Source organism: Fischerella sp. PCC 9605 (genome assembly GCF_000517105.1).
Classification (GTDB): Bacteria; Cyanobacteriota; Cyanobacteriia; order Cyanobacteriales; family Nostocaceae; genus PCC9605.
In genome coordinates, this window is record NZ_KI912149.1 from 1,677,263 (window position 1) to 1,689,711 (window position 12,449).

6 protein-coding genes are annotated in these 12,449 nt (G+C 45.7%); all 6 read left to right on the forward strand.

What is annotated here, in order from left to right:
- The first annotated feature begins 9 nt into the window (after positions 1-9).
- The 6 genes from trpA (at position 10) to FIS9605_RS0122300 (ending at position 12,349) form a co-directional block, all read left to right on the forward strand.
- The gene (gene trpA / locus FIS9605_RS0122275) at positions 10-822 is read left to right on the forward strand and encodes a tryptophan synthase subunit alpha (RefSeq protein ID WP_026734574.1); all 813 of its coding nucleotides are present in this window, start codon (positions 10-12) and stop codon (positions 820-822) included.
- Positions 823-1,040: 218 nt separating this feature from the next.
- The gene (locus FIS9605_RS0122280; RefSeq protein WP_197036109.1) at positions 1,041-1,697 is read left to right on the forward strand and encodes a heterocyst differentiation related protein; all 657 of its coding nucleotides are present in this window, start codon (positions 1,041-1,043) and stop codon (positions 1,695-1,697) included.
- Positions 1,698-3,509: 1,812 nt separating this feature from the next.
- Positions 3,510-4,448, forward strand: coding sequence for a DUF7507 domain-containing protein (locus FIS9605_RS0122285; protein WP_026734576.1), 939 nt, complete (start codon positions 3,510-3,512; stop codon positions 4,446-4,448).
- Positions 4,449-4,771: 323 nt separating this feature from the next.
- Positions 4,772-8,263 (forward strand): hypothetical protein, encoded by a 3,492-nt coding sequence (locus FIS9605_RS37795; RefSeq protein ID WP_231510439.1) that lies wholly within the window; start codon positions 4,772-4,774, stop codon positions 8,261-8,263.
- A gap of 84 nt (positions 8,264-8,347) precedes the next feature.
- Positions 8,348-10,633 (forward strand): OmpA family protein, encoded by a 2,286-nt coding sequence (locus FIS9605_RS0122295; protein WP_026734577.1) that lies wholly within the window; start codon positions 8,348-8,350, stop codon positions 10,631-10,633.
- A gap of 135 nt (positions 10,634-10,768) precedes the next feature.
- Positions 10,769-12,349, forward strand: coding sequence for an SdrD B-like domain-containing protein (locus FIS9605_RS0122300; RefSeq protein ID WP_026734578.1), 1,581 nt, complete (start codon positions 10,769-10,771; stop codon positions 12,347-12,349).
- Positions 12,350-12,449 lie beyond the last annotated feature (100 nt).

Genomic DNA, 12,449 nt, shown 5'->3' on the forward strand with positions numbered 1-12,449 from the left:
CAATAACTAATGACTGCGATTTCCCATTGCTTTGAAACCCTAGCACGCAATCGTGAGTGCGCTTTAATTCCGTTTATTACCGCTGGCGATCCAGATATGGCAACAACAGCAGAAGCCTTGCGAATTCTGGATCGCAGTGGTGCTGACATAATTGAGTTGGGTGTTCCCTACTCCGATCCGCTGGCGGATGGGCCAGTAATCCAAGCTGCTGCTACCCGCGCCTTGCAACGGGGAACGACTCTAGACCAAGTGCTAGAAATGGTGAAAGCAACTACTCCGAGTTTGCGATCGCCAATTATCCTATTCACCTACTACAACCCCATTCTCAATCGGGGGATTGAAAAGTTTCTCCAACAAATTGCTGCTGCTGGTGTAGCTGGCTTGGTTGTCCCAGATTTACCTTTAGAAGAAGCTGCAAATTTGCTTGAACCAGCCGCGCAGGCGGGAATAGATGTCACTCTATTGATAGCTCCCACCAGTTCCAGTGAACGCATAGAAGCGATCGCTCGTGCTTCTCAAGGATTTATCTATTTGGTTAGCGTTACCGGCGTCACAGGTATGCGATCGCAAATGGAAACGCGAGTGTCAGATTTACTCAAGCAAATTCGTAGTGTTACTGATAAACCCATCGGTGTAGGTTTTGGAATTTCCCAACCAGAACAAGCTCGTCAAGTGCGGGACTGGGGAGCCGATGCAGCCATTGTCGGCAGTGCCTTTGTAAAACGGCTGAACGCAGATACGCCACAGCAGGGATTAAACGAGATAGCCTCGTTTTGTCAAAGTCTCAAGCAGGCGATCGCTACCTCGTACAAGCTAGGTTAAAAAAGTGTAATATCCAAGTTTTTTCACCTAACCTTGGTAGACAATTTAACAAATATAGTCTTGAATATATAATGCAGATACGCAGCGGTAAAAAATAAATTTTGCCGCTGTTGTGAAATATGGTGTGATTTAAGGTTCTGTAAGCTATAAATGTATGAGTGTGAGAGTGTGTCAGTTGCAAATGATTATTGTTGCGCCGCTGCATAGGGGTAAGGGCGATGAGTGAAAGTATGGCATTTATTGGCGGGGTTGCCGTAGCTGGGCTAGCGGCTATTCTGTTGCTGAAGGGGGCAGGGAATCCCTTACAACAACCAAATGTCAATGTTGCGCCGCAAATGCCGACTGTCATGCCTCCCCAGGTAATGCAACCACAACTGCCATATTATCCGCAACAGCCACCACCACCACCACCAGCCAGCCCAAGCACTGATGAGCGCCTGGCAATGGAACGACTGAAAATGGAAAATGAAGGGCTAAAGAAGGAAAACGAGCAACTTAAAAATGCATTCCAGCAACAGCAAGCCCAACTCCAACAGGCTTACAATTATCAGATGCAATTAAATGCTCAGCAAAGCCAAAATGCAGCACAATTGCAGCAGCATCAGCAGCACGAACAACAGGAACAAAATCGCTGGTGGTCTTCGCCCGTTGTCTGGGCTGTGGGGGGCATGTCTCTCACTATTGGCGGTGGCATTGTAGTGGCTGGAGTATTGGCTTTGTTCTCTCCTAAACAGCGTCCTACCCGGACTGTTCAAGTTATCCACCCCTACAACAGTTCTGTGCCGCCTTTAGCTCCCGTACGTCGAACTGAGTTCTTACCACCTCGCACAGAAACAAGAAGAGTTGAAGCCCCAGACTACGACGACATATACTGAATTCGTTCTGAAACCAGACTAGTTACCCAACGGGGAAAGATGCTCCCGGTGACAATCAGGTACGAGATGCTGATTTTATATTTTCTATAAAAATAAAAGATATTCAGGTTATACCATTTTGGATTTTGGATTTTGGAGCCACTGCGGTGGACGGGTCTCCCGGCATAAAGCACGTGGCGTGATTGAGAAACTCTCTAGGGGGTATGGGTAGCCCTGTCAAAGTGGGTAAAAAACGAACCATGATCTTAGTAGACAAGACTATTTCCCTCTTAGTGTCTTAGTGTCTTAGTGTTTCAATCATTCTTTTTTCACCACCCTCCGGGTTCGCCAGTCCCCCATCTCGGCAGAAGCCAAGACGGGGGCTGGACTCACCAAGACACTAAGACACCAAGAAAAATCCATTTCCAAGACTCACACCTTGACAGGGGATGAGTATGGGTTATGTAAATCCATGTGTTGCATTCTTGTTTCAAATTGGTATAAGTAATTTCGCTTAAGCAGATTGTTAATAATTTATTATTAATATTTTTATTAAAATATCTCTTGTCAAATTTTTATCTAAGGATAATACATAAAAAACTATGTATATCTTGGTGGACAGTTTTATGATTGTCTGTGGTAATTAAATTTGCCAATTTCAGTTTTATACTGTAGTATTTATAGCTTTTTTTACTTTATAAAAAGCAAATGTTTGAAACTTGCATCATCATCTTATCTCAGTATATTAGTAAATAAAATTACTAATATTTTTATTTTCTTAATAATCTAAAATTAGTAGTAACTATTATAAAAATGTTTGTAGTCTTTACTAGGTAAAGCTTATAGTGCATAAACACAGTCGATGGTGAAAGACAAAAAAACTTAACAACAATAGTAATTTATTTAACTTTATTTTAAAATTTAGCAGTAAATATTCGTTTACGTAACAATACTTTATATAAAGATATGAAAAAATACAGGCTAAATTTCTATAACCCTGATTGCTTCTATTTGATTTCTGGGTAATATTACTGAAGCGTAGTTTCGCCTTTGAAATTACAGACGAGTTAGCGCATCGTTTCTTCGATTCTGCATCAGAGACGTATTTACTGGTCGCTAAATGTAGTAATTATTATGGTGTGTAATCCTCAATTAGGTTGATGGTGAAACTTTTCAATCACCTAGTTAGTCATCCTTTAACTAATGACTTCGCAAAAGTTCTAAAGACGAATACAAGACTGTTATGTACTTCATCATTGGATTATGGGGTGCCCAGCTGCTGCATGTGCAACTTTCTTTAGTGGCTTGCATGTAGTTGCTACATCGATGTTGCTGTGATACCTGCGTTAACCAAACCAAGTAGGTTTATTCAGTGATGTTCATCTCCTGACAACACAGTTTGCAGACTGTTGTTGTCATGTAATTCAAAATCTGCATTATGTACAGTCACAAAAGCGGGATAATATACCCTCATCACTAAAAAATAATCATCCTGTCAGGAGTCGTGAAATTGCCATTGCATCAAGAGCAGATAAACAATCAGTCTATTGTGTTTCCTTCCTACTCGAAAGAAATGTTTCGTAAACAAAGGGAGAAGCTTTTCTCTGTAAATAGCAAGCTTCTGTTGCCTAATGATATGGGTTTTGATGAGAAGCAAATCTAATAAGTCTGGTTGGCTGTGTGGTTTTCACTGTATTTATCCTACAGTGCTGTAATACCTGCGTTACTCAACTGGCACAGATTTAGATTACTTGAAAATCAAAGTAAAAATGAGGTTTTCGAGTAAAAGCCTCGGATTTTGAAAATGTTCTGTTATTATATTGATGCCTTCCAATGATTTTTAAAATTTCATGGCCGAGGCATTTGAGCCTCCTTTGTCCTTTTTACCTTTTAAGTGTTTTTACTTACGGAATCTTACCAGCTTATCCTCAAACTACCGTTATTAATAATACGGCTCGTGGTGGAGCAGACAATCTTCCCAACAGCCCTTCCGGAAGAATTACTACCTCCAATGAAGTAACTTTGACAGCTGGCCAAGCGGAACTAGAGATCATTAAAACAGCAGACAGAGCAGCAGCTGAACCAGGTGATACAGTCATTTATCGTCTTACCATCAGGAATACTGGTAGCGTACCAACCAACCAGGTAGCAATTACAGACAGACTGCCTTTAGGAGTGCGACTTGTTACTAAGTCGTTGAAAGGTTCCCTAGCAGATAGATCTGTCCCCCTGAGTGCAAACACCAATTCAAATCGAACGGTAACGATTACTTCTAGCCAGCAATTGCAACCCAACCAAGCTTTGACAGTCACCTATGCTGCTGAAGTTACGCCAGATGCGATTAGGGGAGATGGCAGAAACTTAGCACAAGCCAGGGCAGGCAATCTCACAAGCAACCAAGCTAGCTATGTTTTGCGAATTCGGCCAGGCATTTTGTCTGATTGCGGCACCTTGATTGGGCGGGTGTTTGTCGATAAAAACTTTGACGGCGAACAACAACCTAACGAACCGGGAGTACCGAATGCGGTGATTTATCTGGATGATGGCAATCGCATTGTCACCGATGCGAATGGACTATTCTCCTTGGCAAATGTCATTGCTGGCCATCGAACAGCAGCCTTGGATTTGAGTAGCTTACCAGGCTACGCACTGGCCCCAAACAAATACTTTATCGAAGGTAATAGCCAGTCTCGCTTGGTGCGCTTAGAACCTAGTGGTATGGCACGGGTAAATTTTGCTGTCACGCCTGCTTTTTCAGAGGGTAAGCGATGAAAACAAACAAGTTTTATGTACGTTTGAGCCGAGATTTTGAGATGAGTATTCTGCGCTTGGCCTTAGCGAGTAAGGGTTGCGCTGGAATATTGCCTTTATGTTTGGCGATCGCTTCTCCTTTGTTTTTTGGTGCAGAGACAATTTTCCCAACAGCCGCTTTTGGTAGCGTCGCAGAGGACACGGGGACACAAACACACCCTGACACGGAGAACTTCTCAACCCAGTCTCCCCGCGTCACCCTTCGGGTTCGCAGTCGCTACAACGGAGGGAACCTCCGCAACGCGCTGCTCACCGCGTCTGAGGTTCTCCATGTTCTCGAAGCCATGTCACCGCCTGTATTTATCTCCCAAACTTCCCCATTTTCAGGCGATCCCAACTCGGTATTTCAACAAGATCCTGCTACTGAATTTCAACAAAACTCAAACTCTCCACTGCAACAACCAACATCTCCAACAGATAGCACACCTAGAATTACCCCCCCGACATCTGGACAGCCAAAAGTCAAACTGGAAATTGCACCTGTAGGCGATCCGCGGGTTCAAGCAGATGGACGTTCAACGATTAAACTGCAAGGACAAATTGTCGATGCCAAAGGTGAAGTCATTCGCAAAGATGCGATCGTCACTTTAACTAGTAGCGCTGGTAAATTTGTCGGTACAGACCAAAACAAAGACCAAGGCGGATTTCAGGTACGTGCCATTGATGGTGAATTCACCGCCACCTTGCAGTCGGATATCAAACCCCAACAAGTCCGGATTCGGGCAGCCATAGATCGGGTGCAGAAATCTCCACTCATTGCCCCCAGAGAATTAGGCGACCTGAGAAATCCAACATTTCCGCAACAAACAGATAATTCCCTGGTGGAGGAATTTGGAGAAGCGCCGATAGAAGCCTACACCCAAATTGAATTCACTACCTATCTCCGCCCTTCACTAGTAACAGGGGTAATTAATCTGCGGATTGGTCAGGGAGGAACTAATTACTGGGGAAGTTTTGGGGAGTTTCTCAATCCCGACGAGATTGACGAAGGTACAACGGCAGATTTATATGCTGCTGTCTTTGCCACAGGTAAAGTAGGAGATTGGTTATTTACAGGCGCATTTAATAGCGATCGCGCTATCAACCAAGACTGCGAAGGTAGAAATCGCCTGTTTGGTGGTGTTCAGTTCTGCGAACAACCCTATCCTGTCTACGGTGATAGTTCCACCTCTACCCCCACTACCCCCTCTATCGATAGTTTCTATGCTCGCTTGGAACGTACTCCCTCGATATCGGGAGCAGAACCAGATTACTTCATGTGGGGGGACTACAGCACGAATGAATTTACCAGAACCTCACAACTGTATACCACTACCTCCCGCCAGTTACATGGCTTCAAGGCGAACTACAACTTTGGCAACCTGCAAATCACAGGGATGTATGCCAACAATATTGAGGGCTTCCAGCGAGATACTATCGTTCCCGACGGCACTAGCGGCTACTACTTCCTTTCCAAACGCCTTTTAGTTCCTGGTAGTGAAATCGTCTACATAGAAGCAGAAGAAATCAACCGTCCCGGCACGGTAATTGAGCGCAAACAAATGCTGCGCGGTTCAGATTACGAAATTGATTACGATCGCGGTACACTGCGATTTAACCGTCCGGTTTTTGCCACTGAACTCAACCCCTTTGGTTCGACTTTGGTCAGGCGAGTTGTCGTCACCTACCAAAATGAAGGCGGTGAAGATTCCAATCTTGTTGGTGGACGACTGCAATATAACCTTTCCCACGATCTTGAAAACAAAACCTTCGGCGCACTCAGTTACCTGCGGGAAGACCAAGGCGACCAAGATTTTGAACTATTCGGCACAGATTTCTTAGTCTCTTTGGGAAATGCAGGTAAGATTGTCGGGGAATTTGCCCACTCCAACAACAACTTACTCACTGGTGATGAGGTGAGTGGTAATGCTTACCGCTTGGAGGCTTTTGGCAACATCACTGAAAATCTTTTCGGTCAAGCCTATTATCGGGCAGTCGAGCCGAATTTCTCCAATAACGCCACCTTTAGCTTTACACCCGGACAAACACGCTACGGGGCGTCTTTATTAGCCAGGTTGAGTCAGCTGACCAGCTTTAGAGTCGCCTACGACGTAGAAGAAAACTACGGTACTACTCCCGGTTCCATCACCAACTTCTTTGATTTATTCGACCCACAGCCGCAAGCACGTCCGGGTGAAAGAGTCAATAACGAACTGCGAACCTTGCGGGCGGGGATTCTGCAAAAGCTGGGTAATGCCGATGCCAGCTTGGAGTACGTCAATCGTTCTCGTGATGACCGTATCGGCGATGACCTTGATGGCGATGCCGATCAGCTGGTATCTCGTTTGAAGTTACCACTAGCTGAATCATTGACCTTCCAGGCGCAAAACGAACTGAATTTGGGTGACTATGACCCCTTATATCCCAACCGCACTACTTTAGGGCTGGACTGGAAAGCAGCCCAAGGGGTGACATTCCGACTGGCACACCAATTTTATGATGACAGCGAATTATTGCCGGGGAACTCCCTTACTACCTTGGATACGATTCTGGATCAAAAATTGTGGGATGATACTACCCTTACAGGTCGTTATTCCGTGCTTTCCGGCTTCAACGGCATGCAAGGACAGGGCGCTGTTGGTATCGGTCAGGGTTGGAAAGTAGCACCGGGGTTAAAAGTCAACCTGGGTTATCAATACGTATTCAAGAACATCTTTAATGCCACAGCAGCTGGCGATCGCTACCCGCAATACTACGCAGTTGGGCAAACCGCTTCTACTTTGGGATTATTTGCCGGTTCCGTTTACAGTCTCGGATTTGAATACACTGATAATCCCAATCTCAAAGCCAAGGCTCAGTTTGAATATCGTGATGGTGATGAAGGCAATAATCTAGTCATTTCAGCAGCAGCTGCTGGCAAACTTTCTCCCGCTTTAACAGCACTAGTCCGCTACCAACAAGCTGGCGAAGCAAACGTCTATCTTCCCTCCTCCAGTTTGATTACCGATGGAGTCAGATTTCAAGAACTGGGAGACACAGCCAGCCTCAAACTCGGTCTGGCATACCGCGACCCCACCAACGATAAATTCAACGGCTTGCTGAAATACGAGTGGCGGCAAAACTTTGACTCAATTCCAGAAACTCAACTCACAGGTAGTACCGCAACAGGTCATATTTTCTCCGCAGAAGGTATTTATGCCCCCAACTGGCGATGGGAGTTTTATGGCAAATACGCTTTCCGTAACGGCGTCACCTATTACGATGACGACAGATACGACGGAAGCGCTAATTTAGCCCAACTGCGGGCAACTTACAGACTTGGTTATCGCACCGATTTAGCCGTTGAGGGAAGGTGGATAGGTCAAAACTCCAACAGTGGTACTGACTACGACGAACTCGGTTTTGCCCTAGAAACTGGATATTACGTCACTCCCGATTTGCGTTTAGGTCTTGGCTACAGCTTCGGTAGCGTGGATGATCGAGACTTTACTGGCTACCGTTCTGAAGGTGGTTTGTATGTGAATATCAGCCTGAAACTGAATGAACTTTTGGGCGGCTTTGGCTTGCAGGAACCAGTACCCAAGCAACAACAAGAGTCTGAAATACCGACAGCGCAAAATCAGCCTGCCACACAGACACCTGAAACTGATTTGATTAAGCATTTGAAACAGATGCAGGCGCTAGCAGTTCCCCATACTCCTGTTTCTCAGAACGCCAAACCCAAACTAGTGAACAGTCTCAGACAGATGCAAACACAAAGCCAGAACTCAGTAAACGCGCAGCGGCTTATCCGTTGATAGGCAAAAGTCAGAAGGATGAAAGTTAAAAGAGTTTTAGTTCATACTTCATCCTTTTCATATGTGGTGTGATAGGAGCGAGTAATGTCCAGGTTGAAACTAAAAAGTAAGAATAAAGAAGGAAGAACAAAGAAGGCAGGAGGCAAGAGGCAGAAGGCAAAACGAATGGTTTCCCTTTTACCCTTTACCTTTTACCTTTTATATTCAGATATTGCAGTTGCCCAAACACCCTCCCCCACTCCCCCTCTCTCCCCCTCTTCTTCATTGCGGGTGGTGGTAAATAGCAATCAAGATGGTAGTCCCACGCCTGACAGCGCCTTGACTTTGCGGGAAGCGATTGAGGTAGTCAATGGTACGCTCAATGTTGATAAACTTAGTGATGCGGAAAAAGCACAGATCACACCAACAACTGATGGTTCTCGCATCGAGTTTAATCTACAGAAGAGTGCAACTACTATCCAGTTACAATCACAACTACCGGATTTAGCAACTCCCGGATTAGTTATAGATGGCAGCACTCAGCCAGGATACGATCCGAAAAGTTCGGCGACTGCGGAAATAGCGATTCCCGTACCTGTGGTAACAATAACTCCCGCACCAGGCAAAGAAGTATTTCGCGGGTTAACTGTTGTCGCTGATGACGTGACTATTCGTGGTTTGAGCATTTACGGTTTCACGGCTAGTCCCGTCAAACAGATTCTCGGAAATATAGCTTTTGATACTAATCCCAAGCCAGTGACTCTCACTACACCACCAGGGGATATTGTCATTGCTCACCGTTTTCCGCCTCCCAATACCAGCCACCAGCAACCGCCTAACGATGATTTTCCCTTCCGCGAGTCAGATGTAGCCCCAAAAAATGTTGTGATTGAAAACAACTGGCTGGGATTAACTGCTGATGAAAAAATGCCCCAGACAACATCAGCATTCGGGGTTTACGTTTTTAATTCCCAAGGCGCAACAATTCGCCGCAACCGTATTTATTACCACGATGGCAGTGCTGTTATTACTTCAGTGCGTGGTGAAAATACGGTGGTGCGAGAAAACATTATCGTCGGCAATGGGATTGCCGGAATGCCCGACGCTTTGCGATTTGAAGGTCTGGTGAACCAGTCCCAAGTTTTGGGCAATTTGATTTGTGCTAACGATGGGGCTGGTGTGTATTTATTCAAACCGCAAGGTAACGTAAAAATTCAAAATAACAAAATCACCCATAATGGCAGACGTTTGCGGCGTTCAGCAGTTTACTTGATGGGTAGCAATCATCAAGTAGTTGATAACGAAATTGACCATCAAACCGGCCCTGGGGTGGTAGTTTCGGCTTTCTCCCAGAACGATATTGGCCAGAACAGCCCAGCCATACGCAATGTCATCCAAAACAATAAATTTGCGGTGCTGGAGGGTTTGAGTATTGACCTCAATAGCCAGCAAAATCTGGATGTGAGCGACTTTCAAGTGGGTGATGGGCCCAATTCCCAGCGAGATTCTGGCAACCGTCGCCTAGAAACGGGGAATGCTGCCATTAATGCACCGGAATTTACCCAAAGGGCGTTTCCGCCTACAGGTAATAATGTCACCTTGCAGGGTAAAGCCGATCGCGGTTCGCAGGTGACAATTTATCGCTTAGGTGATTATCAAAGAGGCAAACAAGCGCTTTATCAACCAGGTTACGGGGCATTGAGTGAACCCTTGACAACCGTATCTGTGGACGAAGAAGGTAACTTTAGCGCCACAGTGGAGAATTTACAAATAGGAGATGCAGTGAGTGCGATCGCCACCGATCCACAGTACGGTACATCTGAACCCGCCGTGGCGGCAATCATTGGCCCTGCTGGCACAGCACCCAACCTCACTCCCAATAGTCAACCAACTCCTACTCAACCTTTTCAGTGTACTTCGCGACCTGTACCGCCACCACCACCGACACCACCAGCACCGCCGCCACCACCACCGCCAATTCGGATACAAGCACCAAACAACATACATTTTGCACTTGACAAATCCTTTATTAGTAAAGACAGTGCCGCTGTTCTAGATCGAGTGGCAGAAGTATTGCAGCAGTATCCTTTTATCGTCATTGAATTAGAGGGTCACACCGACCCCCGCGCCAGCAATGAATACAACTTGGCACTGGGCAAACGCCGGGCATTGTCTGTAAGAAATTACCTATTGCGTAAGGGCGTCGCCCCAGAAAGAATGACCATTCGTTCTTTTGGTGAAACTCAGCGTGCGACTGAAGGCGCAACTCGTGTAGATTATGCACGCGATCGCCGCGTGGAAATTATCTACAAAGACATCAGAGGTATCGACCTAATCGTTGAACCACAAGAACAAGACCTGCAAATAGAACCTGCTAGAAGAGGCAGATAGAAATTATGAATTATGAATGATGAATTATGAAATATTCGTCTTCATAATTCATCATTCTTTTGCCTTTTGTACAGACGCGCCATGGCGCGTCTCTACATCTTTTGACTTTATTTGCTGATGTTTAGGAACCAAAAAATGAAAGCTTTATTTAAGCACTTAAATTTTCATATTTTCCAGAATACGCTGCTGACATTGCTGTTCGTCATTCCCCAAGTTCCCTTGTTGGGGAGCATTTCCAGCCAAAAAGTGTTAGCACAAACAAGCTGTCCGGCTGGTTCAACACAAGCAACTCTCAACTGGGGTGAAAGTAATTTTCAAAGAGCGAATTTCAATCAAACTTTCAACATTGGCGGCGTCAACACTAACTTTCAAATGACGGAAAATCCTGCGGGAATTATCCGCGATGAATCACCACAAAACTCTCCTGGAAACCTTGGTGATGTTCCCTATGGGGTTGCTCCTGGCCCCTATGGCGGTATTAACAGACCATATCTGCGCTGGGGAATAGATGCTCGCGATCCCAGTCGAGGAGGTAATGCTACACTCACTATTACCTTTGCCCGACCAGTGACTTTACCAGTTCCCCTCACCTTCTTGGATGTAGACCGCGATCGAGCAGGCGAACCTCCCTACCAAGATCAAATTACAGTTACTGCATCCAACCAAGGTCAAAATGTACCAGTTACCCTCGCAAACATTGGGCCTGGTGCTATTGCCCAAATAGTTAACAGCAATACCGCACGGGGAGCTGAACCGCGCGTACCGCCAGGAAATGCACGTCCCGAAGAAAATTTTGGTAACGTCTTTGCAACAATCTCTCAACCTGTTACCCAAATTCAGGTTGTCTATCAAAGTGGGCCACTGTACAGACAGGGTCAACCACCCGGACAAGATGAAACAATAGGTCTTGCCGATCTTACTATCTGCGTACCCGCAGGCTCAATCGGCGATACCGTTTTCACAGATCGCAATAGTAACGGTCAACAAGATGCAGGCGAAACAGGAATTGCTAATGCCACTTTGACTTTACGCAATAGCGATGGCCAAGTCGTTGGCACAACTCAGACCGATGACAACGGTAGATATCTATTCACTGGTTTGCAACCAGGTAACTATACCGTAGAGGTAACAAGACCCAGTGACTTTACACCCACTACCGAAACAACTTTGTCGGCTAACGTGAGTGATGCCAATCCGCAAAATCTCGACGTTGACTTTGGTTTCCGCCCTGGCCAAGCAGGAGCAGCTGGAGACCCAAATTTGCGGTTAGTCAAGCGAATTACCAACGCTACCAGAAACGGTCAGCCCATCAGTGGTCTTAATTTTAATACTTTTGTAGATGATCCCAATGATGATGACGATAACAGATTACAGCAAGTAGGGCGATCGCCTGTTGGTCAAGTCAGTCTGCCCACACCCTTGAGTAGCGGCGATGAAGTTGAGTACACGATTTATTTTCTCGTTGATGGTGGTCAGCAATTACAAAATGCCAGATTCTGCGACTTGATCCCAACAGGCACAAGCTATGTCTCTAATAGCCTTTCTGTAAATGGAATTGCCAATCAAGGACAAGTTTTATCACCCTTGGCTCCCTTGCAGCCAGACTTTGCCAATATCTGTGGTAACAACAACAATAAAGGTGCGGTGATTGTCGGCCCGGCTAACATTCCCGACGGACAGTCTGGCTTGATTCGCTTCCGCGTCACGATTGATTAAGGGGGAAGGGGTAAGCCTTCGGTGGGGGAAAGGGGAAGGGGTAAGGGGAAAAGGGGAAGGAAAGAAAAATCCATTTACCCTTTTACCTTTGCCCTTTTTC

Bases quoted from the DNA above. Each gene is read 5' to 3' on its own strand.
- FIS9605_RS0122280 (WP_197036109.1), top strand. From the start codon at position 1,041: ATGAGTGAAAGTATGGCATTTATTGGCGGGGTTGCCGTAGCTGGGCTA.
- FIS9605_RS0122300 (WP_026734578.1), top strand. From the start codon at position 10,769: ATGAAAGCTTTATTTAAGCACTTAAATTTTCATATTTTCCAGAATACG.
- FIS9605_RS0122285 (WP_026734576.1), top strand. From the start codon at position 3,510: ATGATTTTTAAAATTTCATGGCCGAGGCATTTGAGCCTCCTTTGTCCT.
- trpA (WP_026734574.1), top strand. From the start codon at position 10: ATGACTGCGATTTCCCATTGCTTTGAAACCCTAGCACGCAATCGTGAG.
- FIS9605_RS37795 (WP_231510439.1), top strand. From the start codon at position 4,772: ATGTCACCGCCTGTATTTATCTCCCAAACTTCCCCATTTTCAGGCGAT.
- FIS9605_RS0122295 (WP_026734577.1), top strand. From the start codon at position 8,348: ATGTCCAGGTTGAAACTAAAAAGTAAGAATAAAGAAGGAAGAACAAAG.